Origin of the sequence: Aeromonas sp. sif2416, from assembly GCF_019218665.1 — a bacterium.
GTDB lineage: Bacteria > Pseudomonadota > Gammaproteobacteria > Enterobacterales > Aeromonadaceae > Aeromonas > Aeromonas encheleia.
Genome location: NZ_JAHUXC010000004.1, coordinates 260,813 through 284,123 on the forward strand (window position 1 = coordinate 260,813; position 23,311 = coordinate 284,123).

General features: G+C 59.6%; 16 protein-coding genes. 14 read left to right on the forward strand and 2 right to left on the reverse strand.

The features are described 5' to 3' along the window. Positions 1 to 87 precede the first annotated feature (87 nt). From KW821_RS10450 to rmf, 14 genes are all read left to right on the forward strand, one after another. Positions 88 to 546 (forward strand): hypothetical protein, encoded by a 459-nt coding sequence (locus KW821_RS10450; RefSeq protein WP_218291399.1) that lies wholly within the window; start codon positions 88 to 90, stop codon positions 544 to 546. A 111-nt stretch (positions 547 to 657) separates the two neighbouring features. Further along, a complete protein-coding gene (locus KW821_RS10455; protein WP_218291400.1) occupies positions 658 to 1,116 on the forward strand; it encodes a GAF domain-containing protein in 459 nt (152 codons plus the stop codon). A 102-nt stretch (positions 1,117 to 1,218) separates the two neighbouring features. Next, positions 1,219 to 1,857: an RNA chaperone ProQ gene (gene proQ / locus KW821_RS10460; protein ID WP_042653792.1), complete on the forward strand. Its 639-nt coding sequence runs from the start codon at positions 1,219 to 1,221 to the stop codon at positions 1,855 to 1,857. Between the two features lie 8 nt (positions 1,858 to 1,865). Next, positions 1,866 to 3,881, forward strand: coding sequence for a carboxy terminal-processing peptidase (gene prc, locus KW821_RS10465; RefSeq protein WP_218291401.1), 2,016 nt, complete (start codon positions 1,866 to 1,868; stop codon positions 3,879 to 3,881). Positions 3,882 to 4,033: 152 nt separating this feature from the next. Continuing rightward, entirely contained in the window at positions 4,034 to 6,658 is a 2,625-nt protein-coding gene (gene pepN / locus KW821_RS10470) for an aminopeptidase N (protein ID WP_218291402.1), read from the forward strand. A gap of 108 nt (positions 6,659 to 6,766) precedes the next feature. Beyond that, positions 6,767 to 6,988, forward strand: a complete 222-nt coding sequence (locus tag KW821_RS10475) for a DUF2835 family protein (RefSeq protein WP_218291403.1) — start codon at positions 6,767 to 6,769, stop codon at positions 6,986 to 6,988. A gap of 274 nt (positions 6,989 to 7,262) precedes the next feature. Then, positions 7,263 to 12,104, forward strand: a complete 4,842-nt coding sequence (locus KW821_RS10480; protein ID WP_218291404.1) for an NAD-glutamate dehydrogenase — start codon at positions 7,263 to 7,265, stop codon at positions 12,102 to 12,104. Positions 12,105 to 12,168: 64 nt separating this feature from the next. Continuing rightward, positions 12,169 to 13,179 (forward strand): quinone-dependent dihydroorotate dehydrogenase, encoded by a 1,011-nt coding sequence (pyrD, locus tag KW821_RS10485; protein WP_218291405.1) that lies wholly within the window; start codon positions 12,169 to 12,171, stop codon positions 13,177 to 13,179. An 85-nt stretch (positions 13,180 to 13,264) separates the two neighbouring features. Next, positions 13,265 to 13,801 carry a cell division protein ZapC gene (locus KW821_RS10490; RefSeq protein ID WP_218291406.1) on the forward strand — a complete coding sequence of 179 codons (537 nt, stop codon included), beginning with the start codon at positions 13,265 to 13,267 and terminating at the stop codon, positions 13,799 to 13,801. 325 nt (positions 13,802 to 14,126) lie between these two features. Beyond that, positions 14,127 to 16,307, forward strand: coding sequence for a bifunctional 23S rRNA (guanine(2069)-N(7))-methyltransferase RlmK/23S rRNA (guanine(2445)-N(2))-methyltransferase RlmL (gene rlmKL / locus KW821_RS10495; RefSeq protein WP_218291407.1), 2,181 nt, complete (start codon positions 14,127 to 14,129; stop codon positions 16,305 to 16,307). Beyond that, positions 16,307 to 16,531 carry a glutaredoxin family protein gene (locus KW821_RS10500; protein ID WP_218291408.1) on the forward strand — a complete coding sequence of 75 codons (225 nt, stop codon included), beginning with the start codon at positions 16,307 to 16,309 and terminating at the stop codon, positions 16,529 to 16,531. Before rlmKL ends, KW821_RS10500 begins: the two co-directional genes overlap by 1 nt. Before the next feature lie 85 nt (positions 16,532 to 16,616). Next, the gene (locus KW821_RS10505) at positions 16,617 to 18,527 is read left to right on the forward strand and encodes an ABC transporter ATP-binding protein (protein WP_218291409.1); all 1,911 of its coding nucleotides are present in this window, start codon (positions 16,617 to 16,619) and stop codon (positions 18,525 to 18,527) included. Positions 18,528 to 18,535: 8 nt separating this feature from the next. Next, a complete protein-coding gene (locus tag KW821_RS10510) occupies positions 18,536 to 20,176 on the forward strand; it encodes a DUF3466 family protein (RefSeq protein ID WP_218291410.1) in 1,641 nt (546 codons plus the stop codon). A 158-nt stretch (positions 20,177 to 20,334) separates the two neighbouring features. After that, positions 20,335 to 20,514 carry a ribosome modulation factor gene (rmf, locus tag KW821_RS10515; RefSeq protein ID WP_005315693.1) on the forward strand — a complete coding sequence of 60 codons (180 nt, stop codon included), beginning with the start codon at positions 20,335 to 20,337 and terminating at the stop codon, positions 20,512 to 20,514. 160 nt (positions 20,515 to 20,674) lie between these two features. On the opposite strand, the gene fabA is transcribed toward rmf, so the two are convergent. Together fabA and KW821_RS10525 are read right to left on the reverse strand one after the other, a co-directional pair. Then, positions 20,675 to 21,235, reverse strand: coding sequence for a 3-hydroxyacyl-[acyl-carrier-protein] dehydratase FabA (gene fabA, locus KW821_RS10520; protein ID WP_042653781.1), 561 nt, complete (start codon positions 21,233 to 21,235; stop codon positions 20,675 to 20,677). A 78-nt stretch (positions 21,236 to 21,313) separates the two neighbouring features. Continuing rightward, entirely contained in the window at positions 21,314 to 23,290 is a 1,977-nt protein-coding gene (locus tag KW821_RS10525; protein WP_218291411.1) for a Lon protease family protein, read from the reverse strand. Positions 23,291 to 23,311 lie beyond the last annotated feature (21 nt).

A 23,311-nucleotide genomic window follows, 5' to 3' on the forward strand; every position in this document is an offset into this window, starting at 1 on the left:
TCTGACGGGTCTCGTGTTCGCCAGTTTTTACCTTGCGCGAGATCACGAAAATCGTATTTTCAAAGTACCTTACAAGGCTGTTTTTTCATGAAAGAGAGACTCACTTCACGCAAAATCGGACACTTGACGATTGTCCTTGCCATTTTGCTCTCATTGATGGCGTATCGGACCTGGTTTTCGGGCCCGCAGACGGCGCTGCCGCAGGCAGGAAATGATCAGATTTGTGATCTGTCCCACAGCCCGTGCGACGGCCTCATCGGCAACAAGCCGTTGACGGTCAGCGTCGAGGGGGCGCCGGTGCAGGCCGAACATGACTTCGTTTTGCGCCTTCAGGGGGGGGATGCGGCCATCACCCCGGTCAAGGCCTGGCTGGAGGGGAAGGAGATGTTCATGGGCCGGATCCCGGTGCAATTTGAGGCCAGCGATGGCGGTTGGCAGGGGAAAGCCCAGGTGGGTTCCTGCACCTCGGCGACCATGGTCTGGCTGCTCAATATCGAGTGGAGCAATGGCCAGCGCCAGCAGCTGGCGCTCTCCGTTCCCCGTTGATGGGGCTGGCCCGTTTGGGTAAAAGCAGGGGGGCCGAGTGAAATTTGATTTGAATTTTTCAGGCAGGACGGTACCTTGCACTGATTATCAAGGAGTGAAGTTCATTTAATCATGATTGAAAAACAAGCATTTTATCGCACCCTGAACCAGCAGGCCCAGGCATTGCTGGAGGGAGAGCCGGACCTCATCGCCAACCTGGCCAATCTGTCCGCGCTGCTCAATCAGGAGCTGGCTGACATCAACTGGGTCGGCTTCTATCTGTTGCAAGGGGAGACCCTGGTGCTTGGCCCCTTCCAGGGCAAGCCGGCTTGCGTGCGCATTCCGGTCGGGCGAGGGGTCTGTGGCACTGCCGTGACCGAGGGCAAGACTCAGCTGGTGGACGACGTACACCAGTTCGTCGGTCATATCGCCTGCGACGGCGCCAGCAACTCGGAGATCGTGATCCCGCTGCGCCGTGGCGGTGACATCATCGGGGTCCTGGATGTGGACAGTCCGATTTTTAACCGTTTTGACCAGGAGGACCGAATTGGCCTCGAAGAAACGGTGCAAATTTTGGAAAGCATGCTCTAAGTCATTGCTAGATGGTTCGCAAAAGGCCCCAAGCTCTCTATAATAGGGCCTTTGTTGTGTTCGGGCATGGCCCGTGCGTCTATATGAAAGCCAAGGTTATACATGGAAAACACTGAAAAGCTGAAGAACAGTAAAGAGATCGTTGCCTACCTGGTCGAGAAATTCCCGGCCTGCTTCATCGCTGAAGGAGAGGCCAAGCCACTCAAGATTGGCATCTTCCAGGATCTGGCCGCGCGCCTTGCTGATGACGACAGAGTCTCCAAGACCATGCTGCGCTCTGCTCTGCGTCAATACACCTCCAGCTGGCGTTACCTGCATGGCCTCAAGGCTGGCCAGGCCCGTGTCGATCTGGACGGCAACCCCGGTGAGCTGCTGACCGAAGAGCACATCGAACATGCCAAACAGGCGCTGAAAGAGAGCAAAGAGCGTGTCTTTGCCAGCCGCCGCACCAATACCAAGGAAAAGGAAGACAAGCCGAAGCAGCCGCGCCGTCCCGCGCCACGCAAAGCCGATGCCGCCCGTTCCGACAAACCGAAAGCCGCCCCCAAGGCCGCTCCCGTTGCCGAAGCTCCGCTGGTGAAAGTCGATGCCGCGACGCTGAAAGTGGACCAGGGCGTGCGCGTCGTGCTGGGCAAGAACCCTGTCCCGGCGACCATCAAGGAAGTGACCAAGGACGACGTACAGGTTCAATTGCAGACCGGCATGATGTTGCGGGTCAAGTTCGAGCATCTGGTTCTCTAAGGAGACAAATGTTGAAGCATGGCGTAATTCGTTTTTCCCTCGTTGCCTGTAGCCTGGCGCTTGCCGGGCTTGCACAGGCCATCGAGCCGGTGCTCAAGGAAAGTGATTTGCCTGTGTTGGCTCAAGAGAGCCAACATGCTACGGCCAGCAAGCGAATTGCCAATCTGTTTACCCGCTCCCATTACAAACAGTTCAAGCTGGACGATGCCTTTTCCTCCGTGATCTTTGACAAGTATCTGGAGAATCTGGACTACAGCCGCAACCTGTTTTTGGCCTCTGACATCAGCCGCTTTGAAAAGTACCGTACCGGTTTTGACACCGATCTCGAAAGAGGACGGCTGGCTCCTGCCTACGAGATGTTCAACCTGAGTCAGCAGCGGCGTTATGAGCGGTTCGAATACGCCCTTAAACTGCTCGACACTCCCTTCGATTTCACCCAGCCCGACAATTACATCTTCGATCGGGAAGGGGCGGCCTGGCCCAAGGACGAGGCCGAGCTCAACGAGTTGTGGCGTCAACGGGTCAAGTTCGATGCCCTGAGCCTCAAGCTCAGCGGCAAGGAGTGGCCCGAGATCAAGGAGTTGCTTGGCAAGCGTTACAACAACGCCATCAAGCGGATGTCCCAGACCGAGAGCGAGGACGTGTTCCAGCTCTTCATGAACTCCTTCGCCCGGGCCATCGAGCCCCACACCAGCTACCTCTCGCCGCGCAGCGCCGATCGCTTCAACACCGAGATGAACCTCTCGCTGGAAGGCATAGGTGCCGTGCTGCAGGCGGAGGATGACTTCACCGTCATCCGCTCCCTGGTGCCCGGTGGCCCGGCCGCCAAGTCCAACCACCTCAAACCCGATGACAAGATCACCGGGGTCGGGCAGGACGATGGCAAGATTGTCGATGTGATCGGCTGGCGTCTGGATGACGTGGTCGAACTCATCAAGGGTCCCAAAGGCAGCAAGGTGAAGCTGGAGATCCAGCGCGGCAAGGGCGCAACCGCCAAGACCGAGCTGATCGAGCTGACCCGTGACAAGGTGCGCCTGGAAGACAGGGCCGCCAAGTCCAAGGTGATCAATGCGGAAGGCAAGAAGATAGGGATACTCGAGGTCCCGAGCTTCTACGTCAATCTGCACGACGACGTCATCAAGGAGCTCTCCAGCCTCAACAAGCAGAAGATCGATGGCCTCATCGTCGATCTGCGTGGCAACGGCGGCGGTGCGCTGACCGAGGCCTCGGCCCTGAGCGGCCTGTTCTTCGCCAGCGGGCCCGTGGTGCAGATCCGTGATCACATGGGCCGCATCACGGTCAATGGCGATGATGACGGCAATGTCTACTACGGCGGCCCCATGTCGGTGATGATCGATCGCTACAGCGCCTCGGCCTCCGAGATCTTCGCCGCCGCCATGCAGGACTATGGTCGCGCCCTGATCCTGGGTGAAAACTCGTTCGGCAAGGGCACGGTGCAGCAGCATCGCAGCCTGGCCAAGGTCTACGACTTCTACGAGCAGCCGCTGGGTCATGTGCAGTACACCATCGCCAAGTTCTACCGGATCGATGGTGGCAGCACCCAGAACAAGGGCGTCGCCCCGGACATCAGCTTCCCCACCGCCGTGTCACCGGAGGAGACGGGGGAGAGCCGCGAGTTCAATGCGCTGCCCTGGGACAAGATTGCCTCGGCCAGTTATGGCAAGTTGGGGGACTTCTCCAGCCTGCTCTCCAGGCTGAAGAGCGATCACGAGGCGCGGATCAACAAGGATCCGGAATTTGCCTATGTGATGCAGGACATCAAGGAGTATCAGGAGGACAAGGACAAGAAGTCGGTCTCCCTGAACGAAGCCGAGCGGCTGGCCGAGCAGGCCAAGCAGGACGAGAAGGCGCTGGTGCGAGCCAATGAGCGACTGACCCGTCTTGGCAAGCCGACGGTGAAGAGCCTGGATGCACTGCCGACCGATTTCGAGGCCCCTGACGAGTACCAGATCGAAGCCGCGAACATCACGGCGGACCTGGCTCGCCTGAGCAAGAAAAGCTGATCGAACACGCAGCGATGCGAACTGACAAGGGCGACTTCGGTCGCCCTTTCTTTTTGGCCGCTGTTCGCCAGTGGAATGCAAACTATTTGACCCTGCCGATCCGTTGTGACAGCCTCTGACACGTCAATAACAAAGCGTGGAAGCACACAATAATGACCGATCACTCCCAGGCCATGACGGCCAAATATCGCCAGGATTATCAGGCGCCGCACTACTGGATCGACAGCATCGATCTCGACTTCCAGTTGCAGGAGCCCCTGACCCGTGTCACAGCCATCTCCCGTCTGCGTCGCAACGGTGAGCACAAGGCGCCGCTGGTGCTGGACGGCGAGGGACTCGTCCTGCGGAGCATCAGCGTGGATGGCATGCCCTTCACTCAGTACGAGCAGGGGGAGAGCAGCCTGACCCTGTTCAACCTGCCGGCCGAATGCGTGCTGACCCTAGTCACCGATCTGGATCCCGCCGCCAACACGGCGCTGGAGGGGCTCTACAAGTCCGGCGACGCCTACTGCACCCAGTGCGAGGCGGAGGGTTTCCGCCGCATCACCTATTATCTGGACCGCCCCGACATTCTGGCGCGTTACAGCACCCGCATCAGCGCCGACAAGGGCAAGTATCCCTTCCTGCTCTCCAACGGCAACAAGGTCGAGAGCGGCGATCTGGACGGGGGCCGTCACTTCGTGCAGTGGCAGGATCCCTTCCCCAAGCCCAGCTACCTGTTCGCCCTGGTGGCCGGTGACTTCGATGTGGAGCGCAGCAGCTACCGCACCAGAAGCGGTCGCGAGGTGGCGCTCGAGATCTTCGTCGACAAGGGCAACCTGGACAGAGCCGGTTTCGCCATGGAGAGCCTGATCAACTCCATGCGCTGGGACGAGCAGCGTTTCGGCCTCGAGTATGACCTCGACATTTATATGATCGTCGCGGTGGACTTCTTCAACATGGGCGCCATGGAGAACAAGGGGCTGAACATCTTCAACTCCAAGTTCGTGCTGGCCAACCCGGCGACCGCTACCGACGCCGATTACCACGGCATAGAGCGGGTCATAGGCCACGAATATTTCCACAACTGGACCGGCAACCGCGTCACCTGCCGCGACTGGTTCCAGCTCAGCCTGAAAGAGGGGCTGACGGTGTTCCGGGATCAGGAGTTCTCCTCCGATCTGGGCTCGCGCGGGGTCAACCGCATCAACAATGTGCGCACCGTGCGCGGCCCGCAGTTTGCCGAAGACGCCGGCCCCATGGCGCACCCCATCCGCCCGGATGTGGTGATCGAGATGAACAACTTCTATACCCTGACCGTCTACGAGAAGGGCTCTGAAGTGATCCGCATGCTGCATACCCTGCTGGGTGAGGACAATTTCCAGGCCGGCATGCGGCTCTATTTCGAGCGCCACGACGGCCAGGCCGTCACCTGCGATGACTTCGTGCAGGCGATGGAAGATGCCGGAGGCCGAGATCTCGGCCGCTTCCGTCGCTGGTACAGCCAGTCCGGCACCCCAGAGCTCACCGTGACGGACGAGTACGATGCCGCCACCGGTATCTACCGCCTGCACGTGCGCCAGCACACGCCGCCGACCCAGGATCAGCCGCAGAAGCTGCCGCTGCACATTCCCCTCGACATCGAGCTGTATGACGAAAACGGGGCCGTGATCCCGCTGCAGTATCAGGGCCAGGCCATCGGCCAGGTGCTCGACGTGCTGGAGGCGGAGCAGACCTTCGTCTTCGACCGGGTGCCGGTCAAGCCGGTCTTCTCCCTGCTGCGAGACTTCTCCGCCCCGGTCAAGCTGCACTATGAGTACAGCGACGAGGCGCTGGCCTTCCTGATGCGCTTCGCGCGCAACGAGTTCGCCCGTTGGGATGCGGCCCAGATGCTGATCAACAAGGCGGTGATCGCAGGGGTGGCCCGGGTACAACAGGGCCTGGATGTCGAGCTCTCCGCGACCCTGCTGGCGGCCTTCGTCGCCATCCTGGACGAGGCGGAGCTGGATCCGGCGCTCAAGGCCGAGATCCTGGCGTTGCCGGGGGAGGCCACCCTAGCCGAGCTGTTCGAGGTCGCCGACATCGATGCCATCCACCGGGTCCGTGATGCCATCCACCGCGCCCTGGCACAGGCGTTCGGTACTCGGCTGGCCGCCAGCTACGAGGGACTGCGCCTGCAGGGCTACAGGGTGGTGCATAGCGATATGGCCAAGCGCGCCCTCAAAGGGGTGGTGCTGGGTTATCTGGCGGCGCTCGACAGTGAGGGCACCGATGCCCTGGTGCGCGAGCAATACGCTCAGGCCGACAACATGACCGATACCCTGATGGCGTTGCAGGTGGCCAATGGCCATCTGCTGCCGTGCCGCGCCGAACTGCTGGCCGATTTTGAAGGCAAGTGGGCCCAGGATGGTCTGGTGCTGGACAACTGGCTGCGCCTGGTCGGCAGCAAGCCGGCGAGCGATGCGCTGGTCGAGGTGCGTCAGGCAATGCGCCATCCCACCTTCAGCATTCGCAACCCGAACCGGCTGCGTGCCCTGGTGGGCAGCTTCGCCATGAACAACCAGGTGCAGTTCCATGCCATCGACGGCAGCGGCTATCGCTTCCTGACCGATCTGTTGATCGAGCTCAACGAGGTCAACCCCCAGGTGGCCTCCCGCCTGATCACCCCGTTGATCCAGTTCAAGCGGCTGGACGAGGTGCGCAAGGGGCTGATCCGGGCCGAGCTGCTCCGACTGTTCAAGCTGGACGGGCTGGCGCGGGATCTGTTCGAGAAGGTGAGCAAGGCGCTGCAGCAGTAATCTCGCCTGGTTGAACAGAGGGCAGGGGAGCCAGGCTCTCCTGCCCTCTCGTTCGGATCCGGCAGACCCGTTCATGACGTGTGTATAGAGAGAAGAGGAACCAACAAGGTGAGGCAATATACCCTTCGACTGACGTTGAGCTGCGAGGAGATCCTGCTGATGTATCAGGGCCATGCCAGGCGGCTGGTGGTACGTACCGAGCAGGGGTTGACCATAGAGCTCGGGCTGGAAAAAATTCGGAGTTTTGTCGCAACCACTGGCGTATACGGCTACTTTCGGCTGAAAACCCAGGACGATCATCGCTTCATCAGCCTGGAACGCATAAATTAACAAAAACAGAACAGATTCCCGAGTAATTATCTGCTTTAAGTCACTATCTATCCGGTAGATTTGCCATAAGCCAGTGTGATTTTCTATTTTTTGCCGACTTGGCAAAATTTATCACAACCCAAGCCGTGATCTGTCCCTTGTTTTTAACATCCCATTATCACCATTGCTCGCCTTCCTTGATCCAAGACATTACACTTCGCAGCAACTCTGTACCGGTGGGTATCCAGCGTGGTTACCCATGTGTCGGTGATGTCGTCCGATAAGGAAACTAGCAATGGCATTGAAAGACGCCCCTACCTCAGTTCTGCTCGAAAACGTTCTCAGCCTGATCCATCAGAAGTTGCCCAAGAAGAGTGCCTCCCTGGTCGAGTGCTTCGTCGCCAAGTTCTACGGCAACATGGCCAGCACCGATCTGCACGATCGCAATGACAGCGATCTCTACGGGGCGGCGCTGAGCCTGTGGAATGCGCTCAACCAGCGCACCGGCACGGATCCCTATATCCGGGTCTACAACCCCGAGCTGACCCGCCACGGATGGCAGTCTCCCCACACCATCGTCGAGATCATCTTGCAGGACACTCCTTTCCTGGTGGACTCCATCCGCATGGCCCTCAAGCGTCTCAACATCACCGCTCACATGATGCTGCACCAGCCGCTGCACCTTATTCGTAGCGGCGAGGGCAAGATCAGCGCCATTCTTGAGCTCGACAACACCGCCGAGCAGACCTCGGTGGAGACCGCCTTCCTCATCGAGATCGACCATCTGACCTCTGACGAGCAGATGGAGGCCCTGGCCGCCGAATTGAAATCCGTGGCTGGCGAAGTGGCGCTGGCGGTGGGTGACTGGCAGCCGATGCTGGCCCGCCTGAACGAGATCATCGATGAGCTGCCCAAGCGCAAGAACCCGGTCAGCCAGGCCGAGGTGGATTCCAGTGTCGCCTTCCTCAAGTGGGTGGCGGCCAATAATTTCACCCTGATGGGTTATCGCCGTTATGACGTCAAGGCGGTGGAAGGGGATCACGAGATCCTGCCGCTGTCGGATTCCAGCCTCGGCCTGATGAAGAACTCCATCAAGGACGAGGGCCAGCGGCTGGGCAGCATGCCCGCCAGCGCCCGTCACGCGGCCCTGAGCTCGGATCTGCTGATCCTGACCAAGTCCAACAGCAAGGCCCGCGTGCACCGCCCGGCCTATGTGGACTACATCGGCATCAAGCGCTTCGATGAGCACGGCAAGGTGGTGGGGGAGGATCGCTTCATCGGTCTCTACGCCTCGTCCATCTACAACACCAGTGCCACCCAGATACCGCTCATCAGCCATCGTCTCGAGCGCATCATGGCCGCCTCCGGTCACGAGAAGGGCTCCCACGCCTACAAGGCGCTGCTCAACGTGCTGGAAACCTACCCGCGCGACGAGCTGATCCAGGCTCGTGAAGAGGAGCTGCTGGCCACCGGCCTCGGCGTGCTGGAGATGCAGGAGCGCGACATGTTGCGCCTGTTCGTGCGCCGCGATGTGTACGGCCGCTTCTTCTCCTGCATGGTCTATGTCACCAAGGAGCGCTACAACACGGCGCTGCGGGTCAAGACCCAGCAGATATTGCAGAAATATTTTGGCAGCAGCGACGAGGTGGAGTTCAACGTCTACTTCTCCGAAGGCGTGCTGGCCCGGACCCACTACATAGTGCGGGTCAACAATAACAACGTGGATGTGGATGTGAACGAAGTACAGAACAACCTGATTGAAGCCGCCCGCAGCTGGGATGACCGCCTGGATTCCGTGCTGCTCTCCCATTATGGCGAGGCCCTCGGCAACGGCCTGCGTCGCCGCTTCAGCACCGCCTTCCCCCGTGCCTACAAGGAAGATGTGCTGCCAGGCTCCGCCGTGGCCGACATCATAGCGCTGGACAGCCTGAGCGAGAGCAATCCGCTCGGCATGCTGTTCTACCGCGCCCAGGAAGAGGAGAACGATCGCCGGGTGCGCCTCAAGCTGTTCCACCGCACCGAGCCAATCCACCTCTCTGACGTCCTGCCCATGCTGGAAAACATGGGGCTGCGGATCATCGGGGAGACCCCGTACCAGGTGCGCACCCCGACCGGTGAGGTGTTCTGGATCCTCGACTTCTCCATGCTGCTGCGCGGCGATCAGCCGTTCGATCTGGCCCAGAGCCAGCAGCGCTTCCAGCAGGCCTTCGCCGGCGTCTGGAACAAGACCCTGGAAGATGATGGCTTCAACCGTCTGGTGTTGGGGGCCAGCCTCACTGGCCGTCAGGTCTCGGTGCTGCGGGCCTATGCCAAGTACATGCGCCAGACCGGTGTCTCCTTCAGCCAGTCCTACATCGAGGAGACGCTGACCCGTTATCCCGAGATTGCCCAGCTGTTGTTCACCCTGTTCGAGCAACGCCTCTGCCCAGCCATCAAGCAAGATGCCAAGGCGCAGGAGAAACTGCACGAGCAGCTTGCCGCCAAGCTGGATCAGGTCGCGAACCTGGATGACGATCGCATCATCCGCCGCTACATGGAGATGATCGACGCCACCCTGCGCACCAACTTCTATCAGCGGGACGCGCAGGGCGAGATCAAGCCCTACATCTCCTTCAAGCTGGCGCCGTCCAGCATCACCGACATGCCGCTGCCGCTGCCAAAATTCGAGATCTTCGTCTACTCACCGCGAGTGGAAGGGGTGCATCTGCGCTGGGGCAAGGTCGCCCGTGGCGGCCTGCGCTGGTCGGATCGCAAGGAAGACTTCCGCACCGAGGTGCTGGGTCTGGTCAAGGCGCAGCAGGTCAAGAACACCGTCATAGTGCCGGTCGGTGCCAAGGGCTGCTTCTACTGCAAGCAGATGCCGGTCGGCGCCCCGCGCGCCGTCCTTCAGGAAGAGGGCAAGGCCTGCTATCGCCTGTTCATCCGCGGCCTGCTCGATGTGACCGACAACATCATCCAGGGCGAGGTGATCCCGCCCAAAGACGTGGTTCGCCACGACGAGGATGACTACTACCTGGTGGTGGCGGCCGACAAGGGCACCGCGACCTTCTCCGACATCGCCAACGAGCTGAGCCACGAATATGGTCACTGGCTCGGCGATGCCTTCGCCTCCGGCGGCTCGGTCGGTTATGACCACAAGAAGATGGCCATCACCGCGCGCGGCGCCTGGGAGTCGGTCAAGCGCCACTTCCGCGAGCTCGGCCTCAACTGCCAGACCAGCGACTTCACCTGTGTGGGGATAGGCGACATGGCGGGGGACGTGTTCGGCAACGGCATGCTGCTCTCCGAGCACACCCAGCTGGTGGGCGCCTTCAACCACATGCACATCTTCATCGACCCGACCCCCAACGCCGCCAAGAGCTTCGTCGAGCGCCAGCGCCTGTTCGATCTGCCGGGTTCAAGTTGGGATGACTACAATCGCGAACTGCTCTCCGAGGGCGGCGGCATCTTCCTGCGCTCGGCCAAGTCCATCAAGCTGAGCCCGCAGACTCAGGCCCTGCTCGGCACCGACAAGACCAGCATGGCGCCGAACGAGCTGATCAAGGCGCTGCTCTGCCTGAACGTCGACCTGCTCTGGAATGGCGGCATCGGCACCTATGTGAAGAGCTCCCGCGAGAGCGATGCCGAGGTCGGCGATCGCAGCAATGACGTGCTGCGGGTCAACGGTCGTGATCTGCGTGCCCGCATCGTCGGCGAGGGCGGCAACCTCGGCTTCACCCAGCTCGGTCGGGTGGAGTACGCCAGCCAGGGCGGTCACATCAACACCGACTTCACCGACAACGTGGGCGGGGTGGATTGCTCCGACAACGAGGTCAATATCAAGATCCTGCTCAACCAGCTGGTGGCCGCAGGCGACATGACCCTCAAGCAGCGCAACCAGATGCTGTACGAGATGACGGATGCGGTGGCGAAGATCGTCATCACCAACGCCTATCGTCAGTCCCAGTCCATCTCGGTCACTGCCTTCCGTGGCGCCGAGCAGCTCAAGGAGCAGCAACGCTTCATCCAGGGGCTGGAGCGCGAAGGCAAGCTGGATCGGGCGCTGGAATTCCTGCCCTCCGATGAGGAGTTGTCCGAGCGGATGGCGGCAGGGCAGGGGCTGACCCGTCCCGAGCTCGCCGTGCTGGTGGCCTATGGCAAGATGGTGCTGAAAGAGCAGCTCAACTGCCCGGAAGTGATCGACGAGCCCTTCCTCGCCAACATGCTGGTGACCAGCTTCCCGGCCCAGCTGCAGCAGCAGTTCGGTGCCCAGCTTGCCCAGCACCCGCTGCGCGGCGAGATCATCGCGACTCGCGTCGCCAACATGCTGGTCAATGACATGGGGCTCAACTTCGCCAGCCGGATGAAGGACGAGACCGGTGCCTCGGTGGCCGAGGTGGCCTGCTGCTTCGCCATGGCCCGCGAGGTGTTTGGCCTCAATGCGCTCTGGCGTGACATCGAGGGTTGCGACAACCTGGTGGATGCCAATACCCAGCTCGAGCTGATGTTCTACAGCCGCCGCATCGTGCGCCGTGCCACCCGCTGGTTCCTGCGCGCCCGCAATCGCAGCTGGAGCATCAGCGAAAACATCGCCTTCTTCCGCCCGGCCTTCGAGACTTTGGCCCAGCACCTCTACGAGGTGATGGACGAGAGCGAAGTGGCCGAGCACCAGCAGGCGGTGGCCGCGCTGGTGGCCAAGCAGGTCCCCGAGCAGATTGCCCGTCAGGTGGCGCACATGAGCAGCCTGTTCTCCAGCCTGGATCTGGCGCAGATCGCCGCTGAGCACAAGACCGACATACTGCGCGCCGCCAACGTCTACTACCGCCTCGGCGCCAAGCTCGACCTGCACTGGTTCCTCGAGCAGATCAACCATCAACCCGTGGGCAACCACTGGCAGGCGATGGCGCGGGCCTCCTTCCGCGAAGATCTGGACTGGCAGCAACGCAGCCTCACTTCCGTGGTACTGGAAGGGTGCAAAGAGCAGGGTGAATGCGCTACCATACTGGCCGACTGGATTTCGGAGCATGAGCAACTCTTGTCCCGTTGGACCCACATGTTGGCCGACTTCAAGACCACCAGTACTCACGAGTTCGCCAAGTTCTCGGTGGCCTTGCGAGAGTTGAACCTGCTCCAGTTGAATTGCCGAACCTCGATATAACGTTTATTGGCATCATCACACCAAAAGCCCCGGCCAGTTGCCGGGGCTTTTTTAAGGAGCAAACATGCTGTACCCCCTCGCAAGGCATTTCCTGTTCAAGCTCAATCCTGAACAGGCACACGATCTCTCCATCAAATATTTGCCCCGCCTTCTCGGTACGCCACTCGATTGTTTCTTCCGCCACGCATTGCCCACTCGCCCCGTCACCGTCATGGGGCTTAATTTTGCCAATCCGGTGGGACTGGCCGCTGGGCTGGATAAAGACGGGGAGTGTATCGATGCATTTGGCGCCATGGGGTTTGGCTTTATCGAAGTGGGGACAGTGACTCCCAAGCCCCAGAGCGGGAATGACAAGCCGCGTCTGTTCCGGGTTATTCCGGCGGAGGGGATCATCAACCGGATGGGATTTAACAACAAGGGTGTCGATCATCTGGTGGCCCGGGTCAAGGAGGCCAAATATCAGGGGGTGATCGGCATTAATATCGGCAAGAACAAGGATACCCCCATCGAGCAGGGCAAGGATGATTACCTGATCTGCATGGACAAGGTTTATGATCATGCCGGTTATATCGCCGTCAATATTTCCTCGCCGAACACCCCGGGTCTGCGCCAATTGCAATACGGCGAGGCACTGGATGAGTTGCTGGCGGCGTTGAAGGTTCGGCAGCAGGAGTTGGCGGCTCAATATAAGAAGTACGTACCACTCGCCGTTAAAATTGCACCTGACTTGAGCCTGGATGAAATTAATCAGGTGGCCGCGTCCTTGATCAAAAACGGGATTGATGGGGTCATCGCCACTAATACCACCCTGGATCGTGACATGATCTATGACCTGCCCCACGCCGGCGAGGCGGGTGGCCTGAGCGGGCGCCCCCTGCAACACAAGAGCACCGAAGTGATCCGCCAGCTGGCCAAGGCCCTCGATGGCGCGCTGCCTATTATCGGGGTAGGGGGCATCGACAGTGCCATGGCCGCCCGGGAGAAATTAGCCGCGGGTGCCAGTCTGGTCCAAATTTACAGCGGCTTTATTTATAAGGGCCCGAGTCTGGTGAAAGAGATCGTCACCCATATTTAAAAAATAGACGGTTGCCCTTATTTAAAGTTGCTCAAATTCTCGACATGGAATAAAGTCGAGTAACGGCTTAAGTAAGGGCAACTCCATGTGTATCCAACCCAATGACAATTGGCAGTGGCATTACGATGCTCAGGATGATCGTCTGATGCTGGATTTGTCCGACCGCATGATATTTGCCACCGAATATAAGGGGCGACAACTCGTCCCCAGCTCCTTCACCACCCAGCCATTCTGTGTGGACGACGCCGCCCTCTATTATCAGCTGATGGACAAGGCTGCCGAACTCGATTGGAGTACACCCCATCAGGTTCAGCTGGTGCTGAATGCCATCGCCGTCAGTCGTTTTTATAAACCCTTGATGCCGCAGAGCTGGTTCTTTAATGAACAACAGACTCATTGCACGCTCGATATCGGTACCTTGGTGCGTATGGATACCTCCCATGGCAGGGGAGAATTCATGATCATAGAGGCAGGCGAACAGGCGAGCGTCTGTCTGAACCTGACCGAGGAATTAGTGTTGGCGACCAGCAAGATCCTGCCACGCTTCGGAGTGATCAAGGTGATGAATAATCGCATGCAGCTCAGAACGACAACGGTGGCGCAGTATCGGCAGGTCAGCTAATAGCGTGCCGCCATTAATCGTTCATTTTTTAAACTCACCTTCCAATAATCGGCTCCGGTTATTTTCAATGATATCCATCTCTGCCTGGCGGCTCATCGAGCGAGATCGTCGCTGTCTCTATTTCCCTTTGTTTTAAAATGCCTCATTGCGACAGGGACTGAGTCAGCGGTAGCTGGCCTGCAACCGCAGGATGTTGACGACCCCCTCAAATAGACCCGGGATCGGCGAGACAACACGCCGCCCCGGCGCTTGGCCATGGCGGAGGGCCCTTTATATTCGCGGGATACCCAAGGTTCGGATGCCGAGTGCGGGCCGATAAGGTATAATGCGGCACTATTTTTATGGCATCCCCGTGAGCGTGATGAAAGAATTCTTTGCAACCTGCCCCAAGGGGCTGGAAAACCTGTTGGCCGACGAGCTGACCACCCTGGGCGCAGAGCAGGTCCGTGAGACCGTGGCCGGCGTGCATTTCAAAGGCGAGCTGGCGATAGGCTACAAGGCCTGCCTGTGGAGCCGTTTCGCCTCCCGTATCGTGCTGGTGCTGTCCGAGTTCCAGATGAACGACGATCTGGATCTCTATCTGGGCGCCCACACCATCCCCTGGGAGGAGCACTTCCCCGGCACCGCCACCATAGCGGTGGACTTTACCGGCACCAACCCCGCCATCCGTAACACCCAATACGGCGCGCTGAAGATCAAGGATGCCATCGTCGATCGCTTCACCAAGCGCGGTCATGTGCGCCCGGACATCGACAAGAAGTCGCCGGACATTCGCATCATGGCGCACCTTGGCAAGGGCAAGGCCAACATCACCCTGGACCTGTCCGGTCCGGCCCTGCACCAGCGTTTCTATCGCCAGGGTACCGGCGAGGCGCCGCTCAAGGAGAATCTGGCCTGCGCCATGATAGCCCGCAGCGGTTGGGCCGGTGAGCCCATGATGGATCCCATGTGTGGTTCCGGCACCCTGCTGATCGAAGCGGCCTTCATCGCCGCCGACATGGCACCGGCCCTGCGCCGCGAGCGCTTCGGCTTCGATCGCTGGCTGCAACACGATGCCGAGCTGTGGCAGAGCCTGATGATGGAAGCCCAGGTGCGTGCCAAGCGCGGCATGCAGCGCTGCGAGGTCAAGCTGTTTGGTTGTGACGCCGATCCCCGGGTGCTGATGAAGGCCCGTGACAACGCCAAGGCCGCCGGTGTCGCTCACCTCATCACCTTCAAGCAGGCCGATGTGAGCGCGCTGGAGAACCCGCTGCCCATGCCGGCCGGTGAGGATGAGGCTCGTCAGGTGGGGATGTTGATCTCCAACCCGCCCTATGGCGAGCGCCTCGGCGAATTCCCGGCCCTGCTGGAAGTGCACCAGGCGCTGGGCGATGCCCTGCGTCGCAGCTTCCAGGGCTGGCGCGTCTCCATCCTGTCTGCCTCGCCGGAGCTGCTGAGCTGCCTGCGCCTGCGGGCCGACAAGCAGTATCGCCTGTTCAACGGCGCACTCGAGTGTCAGTTGCGTAACTACCAGATAGCGCTGGACTCCGTGGCCTCCCAGAAAGAGGTGGCCCAGGACTTCGCGAACCGTCTGCGCAAGAACCTCAAGACCCTGGAGAAGTGGGCGAGTAAAGAGGGTATCGACTGCTACCGCATCTACGATGCGGACCTGCCGGAATACAACGCCGCCATCGACCGCTATCAGGATTACCTGGTGGTGCAGGAGTATGCGGCGCCCAAGGACATCCCCGCTCAGAAGACCCGTCAGCGTCTGCTCGACATGGTGCAGGCCGCCATCAAGGTGACCGGCATGGACGGCGAGAAGGTGATCCTCAAGGTGCGCGAGCGCCAGGAAGGCAAGCAGCAGTATCAGAAGCTTGCCACCGAGCAACACCGGATGGAAGTGCAGGAGTACGGTGCACGCCTCTGGGTCAACCTCTATGACTACCTGGATACCGGCCTGTTCCTGGATCACCGTCAGACCCGTCGCATGCTGGGTCAGATGGCCAAGGGCAAGCGTTTCCTGAATCTGTTCGCCTACACCGGCAGTGCCACAGTGCACGCGGCGCTGGGCGGTGCGAGTGAGACCACCACGGTCGACATGTCTTACACCTACCTGGATTGGGCGCAGGACAACATGCGTCTGAACTCCCAGGTGGGCCGCCAGCACAAGTTCGTGCAGGCCGACTGCCTGAAGTGGCTCTCCGAGGCCGATGATCAATACGACCTCATCTTCATCGATCCGCCCACCTTCTCCAACTCCAAGCGGATGGACGAGAGCTTCGACGTGCAGCGCGATCACCTGTTGCTGTTGCAGCATTTGAAACGTCTGCTGGCGGCCGACGGCACCCTGGTGTTCTCCAACAACAAGCGTCACTTCAAGATGGACCTGGCCGGTCTGGAGGCCACGGGCCTCAAGGCGCAGAACATCACCAGCAAGACCCGGCCGAAAGACTTCGAGCGTAACGTGCATATCCATAACTGCTGGATCATCACCCACGCCGACCAAGCGGCGGATGCCAGCTGATGCTGACCCTGTTTCACACCGACGGCTGTCACCTGTGCGAACAGGCCTGGGCGCTGGTGGAGGAAGCGGGATTGGCCGCGCGGACCCGCCAGTGCGACATCATGGAGGATGCCGACTGGTTGGCCGCTTACCGGGTGCGCATCCCGGTGCTGCGTGACGAGGCCGGCCGCGAGCTGGGCTGGCCCTTCACCCTGGCCGAGCTCAGGCTCTGGCTGGCGGCGTAGGCGAAACACTATTGTGTGCGTATGACATTGAGAGTGGGGCAGACCGGGTCTGGCCCGCTTTTTCATGAAGAATTAAGGAAATGACATGGCTTTATTAACATTGCACGGCGCCTGTCTGTCGTTCAGTGATTTCCCGCTGCTCGACCATGCCGAACTGGCGATCGAGCGTGGCGAGCGTCTCTGTCTGGTGGGACGCAACGGGGCGGGCAAGTCCACCCTGATGAAGGTCATCGCCGGTGAACTGCCGCTCGATGACGGCCGCATGGTGCAGCAGCAAGACTTGAAAGTGACCCGCCTCGAGCAGGATCCGCCCGCGTCGAGCGATCTGACGGTGTTTGACTACACCGCCGAAGGGCTGGCCGGGGTGGGCGAACTGCTCAAGCAGTATCACCATATTGCCATTGAGCTGGGCCACGATTCCTCCGACGCCAACATCCGCAAGATGAGCGAGCTGCAAGAGCAGCTCGATTACCAGAATGGCTGGCAGTTAGAGACCCGGATCAGCCAGGTGCTGACCCTGCTCAACCTCGATCCCGATGCGACCCTCGACAGCTTGTCCGGTGGCTGGCTGCGCAAGGTGGCGCTGGCCCGTGCCCTGGCCTGCGATCCGGATCTGCTGCTGCTCGATGAGCCGACCAACCACCTGGACATCGAAGCCATCAACTGGCTGGAAGAGTTCCTGAAAGATTTCCGTGGCGCCATCGTCTTCATCTCTCACGATCGGGAGTTCATCCACAAGCTGGCGACCCGGATCATCGATCTCGATCGCGGCGAGATCACCTCCTGGCCCGGCAACTACGATCAGTACCTGCTGGGTAAAGAGGAGTGGCTGCGGGTCGAGGAGCTGAAAAACGCCGAGTTCGATCGCAAGCTGGCCCAGGAAGAGGTATGGGTCCGCCAGGGCATCAAGGCACGCCGCACCCGTAACGAAGGCCGGGTGCGCGCCCTCGAGGCGATGCGGATGGAGCGTGGTCAGCGCCGTGAGCTGCAGGGTAAAGCCAAGCTGCAGATGGACGATGTGAATCGCTCCGGCAAGCTGGTGTTCGAGACCGAAGGTCTGGGGCTGGACTTTGGCGATCGTACTCTGTTCCAGGGGCTGGATCTGCAGGTGCTGCGCGGCGACAAGATTGCGCTGGTGGGCCCCAACGGTTGCGGCAAGTCGACGCTGATCAAGCTGCTGCTCGGCCAACTCGAGCCAAGCCGTGGTGTGGTCAAGGGCGGCACCAAGCTGGAAGTGGCCTATTTTGACCAGTATCGCGATCAGCTCGATCCCGAGCAGACGGTGATGGAAAACGTGGGGGAGGGCAAGCAGGAAGTGATGGTGCGCGGCCGTTCCCGCCACATCCTCGGCTACCTGCAAGACTTCCTGTTCGAACCCAAACGGGCAAGGACCCCGGTCAAGGCCTTGTCAGGGGGTGAGAAAAACCGTTTACTGTTGGCCAAGTTGTTCCTCAAACCCAGTAACTTGTTGATTTTGGATGAACCAACCAACGATCTGGATGTCGAAACGCTGGAATTGCTGGAAGAGTTGCTGGCGGATTACCCTGGCACTCTGCTGCTGGTCAGCCACGATCGTCGCTTCATCGACAACACTGTCACCGGTTGCTGGCTGTTTGAAGGGGATGGCCGGATCAGCGATTATGTGGGTGGTTATGCCGACATGATGGCAACCCGTGCCCTGCAAGAGGCACAGCTGGCGGTCAAGACCGCGGCGCCGAAAGTGGCAGAGCCTGTCGCGCAAGCGGCGGAGCAGGCGAAAAAAACACGTAAGCTCTCTTACAAGTTGCAGTTGGAGCTGGATAATCTGCCGGCCAGACTGGAACAGTTGGAGACCGAACTTGATGCCCTGCAGGCGGAGGTAAACGACCCGAGTTTCTTCTCCCTGCCTGCCGAGCAAACCCAGCTTAAACTGGATGCATTGAATGCAGCAGAGGCTGCATTGGAACACGCCTTCTCCCGTTGGGAGGAGTTGGAAGCGTTGAAACATCAAGACTAAGGAAGTAGATGAAAAAGCAATTATCCATGCTGGCCATCCTGGTCGGCGCCAGCCTCAATGCACAGGCGGCACAGAGCCCCTTTTTCACCATTGTCGATGACGAAGTCAAGGGATATGCCAGCGGGATCAGTGCCGATGGTAGCGGACTCATCGGGATCAATACCAGAAACAACATGGCCGAGTACTTCTCGACCGTGCGGTCTGCCGACTTCTTGGTTGATCGTTTCCGGTTTGAGCAGGGCTGCTTCCTCTCAAGCTCCGTCTGTGACTCTTTCTGGGACGACAATCCGGGCTTTGCCTACCAGTGGCGCCGCGATTTCCTTGATGGCATCGATCAGCGCAGCGAAGTCGGCTATGTCGTCAGCACTGAGACCGACGGCCTGGTGACTGCCCTGGGTGATACGCCGACAAATCGGGTTGGTTACAAGATGAACGGCAAGCTGCGCACCGCCTTTGCCATCGTCGATGACGGTACTCCGGTTGAGCTTAAGGATGCCGCCAGCACCCACGCGATAAGCGTCCCGACCAGCATCAAGAAGCTGGACAACGGTCAGTACCTGGTGACGGGAACCGCCGCCAGTGGCAAATATCGCCATAACGTAGGCGGTGACTTCTACAACTGGTGCTTCGCTGGCAATGACGATGAGTACGGCGATTTCCGTTACTGCCCGGGCCTCGATACCCAGGCCAGTTTCTGGCTGCTCAATGGTTCGGGTGGCTTCAACAAGCTGATGCAGGCCCGCGACTATGGCCGTCAGCGCGACGAGGTGCTGCAGACTGCCTCTGCACTGGGCGCCGCCGAATACAAGGGCACCCTGTATGGGGTGGGCTACAGCTCCACCGGTGAAGTGGGATCGGGTGATCTGGATGGCCGCAACCTGGCCAGCTACTGGACGCTGGATCTCAATGCCGGCAGCGTAGGCACGACTCAGGTCATTCCGCTGCCCGACGGTGAGCCGGGCAAGGATGATAGCGTGCTGCAAAATAGCTGGGCGGTGTCTGTCAACGAGAATGGTTATGTGATCGGTAACCAGCGTTACAGTATCAACAAGGGTCAGAACCGGCCGACCGAGATGTTCGTATTCAATCTGAATACGAAGGAAACCGCGTCCATTCCTCTGCAGGACAAACCGCTGAGCGGCTCCGGCTCCGAAGGCGCTGCCATCAATGATCACGACATGGTGGTCGGTTGGCGTGATTCCCGCCACCAGACCCAGCCTGTGGCTAACGGCACCAACCGCATGCAGGAAGGCTTCCTGCTCAATGCGGACACTGGCAACAACTGGTACCTCAACGACTTGATCTGTGGTCTGGATGATGCCGGCGCCAAGCAGTGTGCCCAGAATGGCAAGTATTACCATATTGCCTACGCCAGCGGCATCAGCACCGATGGCACCGTGGTGGCAACCGCCTATCGCTACAACAGCGAGAGCGATCTGAACCTGCGTACCAATGCCACCGTAGTGAGTGTGAAACTCACTCCGGCGGTGAAGGATTACCAGGGTAACGATCCAGCCAACTATGTGGTCAGCAATGCGCCGGTCAATAACCAGACCGGTCAGGATGGCGAAGATGGCGGTGGTGGCAGCCTGTTCTGGTTGACGCTGCTGGCCTTGCCTTTTGCCTGGCTGCGCCGCCACCCACGATAAAAAGTGGGGTAATGAAAAATTAATGCAGTTCAGCACCTTGTGTCACAATGCCGGAATAGCATGACATTTTTTGTTTGACCCTATTCCCCCCGTGGGGTAAAGATGAAAGCGACCGGTGAAAACTTGGTCGCTTTTTTGTTCCACGAAGAGGGTCGTAGATGATGAAGAGACAGAAACGGGACCGTCTGGAAAGAGCTCGCGCTCGTGGTTATCAGGCTGGCGTAGTCGGCAAACAGAAAGAAGCGTGTCCGTACCAATGCCTGGATGCCAGAGGGCACTGGCTTGGTGGTTGGCGCGACGCCATGGAGGGGCGAGGCTCAGGCCTCTTCATGAAGTAACCGAGACTTCATCACTCATCAAAAAAGGAAAGGGGCCGTGCTGGCCCCTTTACGTTTCCCCGAGAAGATCCCTCTCGAGCAAGATCACTCTGGTCACCCATCCTGAAAAAGGAAAAGGGGCCATGTTCAGCCCCTTGACCTTATGCGCGCAGGTCACATATCAGAATGCGGTGGTGTCCTTGAACAGGCCCACTTTCAGGTCGGTCGCGCTGTAGATGGGGCGGCCATCCACTTCGACCACGCCATCGGCGATGCCCATGACCAGCTTGCGATTGATGACCCGCTTGAAGGTGATCTTGTAGGTGACCTTCTTGGCGGTCGGCAGGATCTGACCGGTAAACTTCACTTCACCCACGCCGAGGGCGCGGCCTTTGCCAGGACCACCCTTCCAGCCCAGGAAGAAGCCGACCAGCTGCCACATGGCATCCAGACCCAGACAGCCTGGCATGACGGGGTCACCCGGGAAATGACAGTCGAAGAACCAGAGGTCCGGGGTGATATCGAGTTCGGCGATGATCTCGCCCTTGCCATGTTCGCCACCGTTGTCGGTGATCCTGACGATGCGATCCATCATCAACATGTTGGGGGCGGGCAGTTGGCTGTTACCTTCACCGAATAATTCGCCACGGCTGCAGGCAAGCAGCTCGTCACGGGTAAAGGATTCTTTGCCTTGTTCACACAGGGAAAGGCGGGGCTGAATGGTGTCGTTATCTAGGGTCACGCTGTTTATCCTTCATATGAGTCAAAGCCGGGCCAATTTAGCGTACAGTTGTGCGCTAAACAACTCCGATCTCTTTATTTACAGGCCGAATAGGCGGCCAAGCAGGCTGCGCAGCAACCCGCTCTTGGGGGCGGTGCCATTGAGTTCATCCAGTCTGTCCTGGATCCGGCCAAACAGGGTATCCGGAATATCCGGCTCACCCGCCACGCAGCCGGTCAGCAACTCGATGGCCTCTTCCACATGATCCACCGGATGGATATGGAACTGACCCGCCTCGACGGCGGCAATCACCTCATCGGACAGGTTGAGCTGCTGGGCGTTGGTGCCGGGCAGAATAATGCCTTGCTTGCCGGTGATGCCGTGGATCTTGCACACCCGGAAGAAGCCTTCGATCTTCTCGTTCACGCCACCCACAGCTTGCACATTGCCGAACTGATCGACCGCGCCGGTCACGGCGAAGCGCTGAGAGATGGGCTGGCGGGCGAGGGCGGAGAGCAGGGCGCACAGACCGGTCAGGGAGGCGCTGTCGCCGTCAATCTCGTGGTAAGACTGCTCGAACACCAGGTTAGCCGAGAGCGGCGAGGGGTTTTCGGCCCCAAACTTGTTGGAGAGATAACCGTGGATGATCATCATCGCCTTGGCGTGGATATGGCCAGCCAGCTCGGCCTTGCGCTCGATATCCGCCACATCGCCATCCCCCAGGTGCACGGTCGCGGTCAGGCGGACGGGCTCACCGAAATCATAGGGGTGTCCGGCCACTTGAATTACGGACAGGCCGTTGATCTGACCGATCTCCTCACCGTCGGTCTGCAGCAGGATCTGACCATCGATGACCCCCTGATCCGACTGCTCCACCAGATAGTTGAGGCGGTAATCCTGCTCTTCCAGGGAAAGCAGGATGTGTTCGTCGGTGACGGTCGTTGCCTCCAGCTCGCGAGCCAGGCTGTCGGCCATACGCATGATGGCGCCGAGTTGCACCTCGGAGAGGGCGAGCCACTCCTGATGGTCGCACAGGCGGCTGGCATGGCGGCACAAGGCGAGGAGGGCACCCGGAGTGAAGTCCAGCAGGTTCCAGCGCAGCCGCAACCAGGCCAGGTATTGCAGGAACTCGGGCAGATCTTCTTCGATATTCACCTCGGACACCAGATCGGCCCGCAGGAAGATACGCTCCGACATGTCCCTGTCCAGCATCTGGAACTCGGCCACCTCTAGGCGGTCGCCTACCAGGATCAGCTTGAACCGGATCGGGGTGGCCTCAGGGGTAAAGAAGGGGGTCAGGGTCTTGCCTTCCTGATAGGCGTTCCAGTCCAGCTCGCCTTTTTGCATGGCATTCTTGAGCTTGAACCAGAGATGGGGCTGATCGAGCAGCTCGTCGAGCTGCAGGATGAGATAGCCGCCGTTGGCTTCTCGCAGCAGGCCCGGCTCCAGCAGATGCTGGTTGGCATAGACCGAGCCTTGTTCCGTCTGGTAGTTGATCGAACCGAACAGGGTGTCCCAGTTCAGGTCCCGGCCATAGATGACGGGGGCTTGCTGATCCTCATGATGGATCAGCAGATTGATGAGCACCGGATGCTGGAATTCGAGCCCCTGGGCCACGTGTGCCGCCAGATCGGAGAGAAAATCCACGATCTTGGGGTCATTTTTCTGTTTGCGGATGATCCGGGTGACCAGACGCTCGGCATCCAGGTGATGGCTCATCAGCTTGAGCAGTTCGCCAACCATCTCGCAAAACTCGAAACCGCTGCCGGGTTGCAGGCGCAGCCAGATCGGCTTGAACGGATTGTTGAGGTTTTCCGTATAGCAGAGATCGAACAGGTCGCCATCCTTGCCATTGGAGGCGGCGATCAGCGTCTGGCAGACGTTCTCATAATCGGCCCCCGGGAAGCCGTTGAGCAGCATGACCGGGCAGTCACCGTCGAAACTGGCCAGTCGTTTGATGCCAGAAATGGCTCTGGGTTGTAAGGCGGCAAAAGGGATGGGGTCGAGCTCGCTGAGCGTAGGAAACTGCTCAATCGCAAAAGCGGGTTTTAATTGTTCTGATGTTAATTCAGCCACTTAAGACATCCGGTCGGGGAT

Bases quoted from the DNA above. Each gene is read 5' to 3' on its own strand.
- KW821_RS10450 (WP_218291399.1), top strand. From the start codon at position 88: ATGAAAGAGAGACTCACTTCACGCAAAATCGGACACTTGACGATTGTC.
- KW821_RS10455 (WP_218291400.1), top strand. From the start codon at position 658: ATGATTGAAAAACAAGCATTTTATCGCACCCTGAACCAGCAGGCCCAG.
- proQ (WP_042653792.1), top strand. From the start codon at position 1,219: ATGGAAAACACTGAAAAGCTGAAGAACAGTAAAGAGATCGTTGCCTAC.
- prc (WP_218291401.1), top strand. From the start codon at position 1,866: ATGTTGAAGCATGGCGTAATTCGTTTTTCCCTCGTTGCCTGTAGCCTG.
- pepN (WP_218291402.1), top strand. From the start codon at position 4,034: ATGACCGATCACTCCCAGGCCATGACGGCCAAATATCGCCAGGATTAT.
- KW821_RS10480 (WP_218291404.1), top strand. From the start codon at position 7,263: ATGGCATTGAAAGACGCCCCTACCTCAGTTCTGCTCGAAAACGTTCTC.
- pyrD (WP_218291405.1), top strand. From the start codon at position 12,169: ATGCTGTACCCCCTCGCAAGGCATTTCCTGTTCAAGCTCAATCCTGAA.
- KW821_RS10490 (WP_218291406.1), top strand. From the start codon at position 13,265: ATGTGTATCCAACCCAATGACAATTGGCAGTGGCATTACGATGCTCAG.
- rlmKL (WP_218291407.1), top strand. From the start codon at position 14,127: ATGCGGCACTATTTTTATGGCATCCCCGTGAGCGTGATGAAAGAATTC.
- KW821_RS10500 (WP_218291408.1), top strand. From the start codon at position 16,307: ATGCTGACCCTGTTTCACACCGACGGCTGTCACCTGTGCGAACAGGCC.
- KW821_RS10505 (WP_218291409.1), top strand. From the start codon at position 16,617: ATGGCTTTATTAACATTGCACGGCGCCTGTCTGTCGTTCAGTGATTTC.
- KW821_RS10510 (WP_218291410.1), top strand. From the start codon at position 18,536: ATGAAAAAGCAATTATCCATGCTGGCCATCCTGGTCGGCGCCAGCCTC.
- rmf (WP_005315693.1), top strand. From the start codon at position 20,335: ATGATGAAGAGACAGAAACGGGACCGTCTGGAAAGAGCTCGCGCTCGT.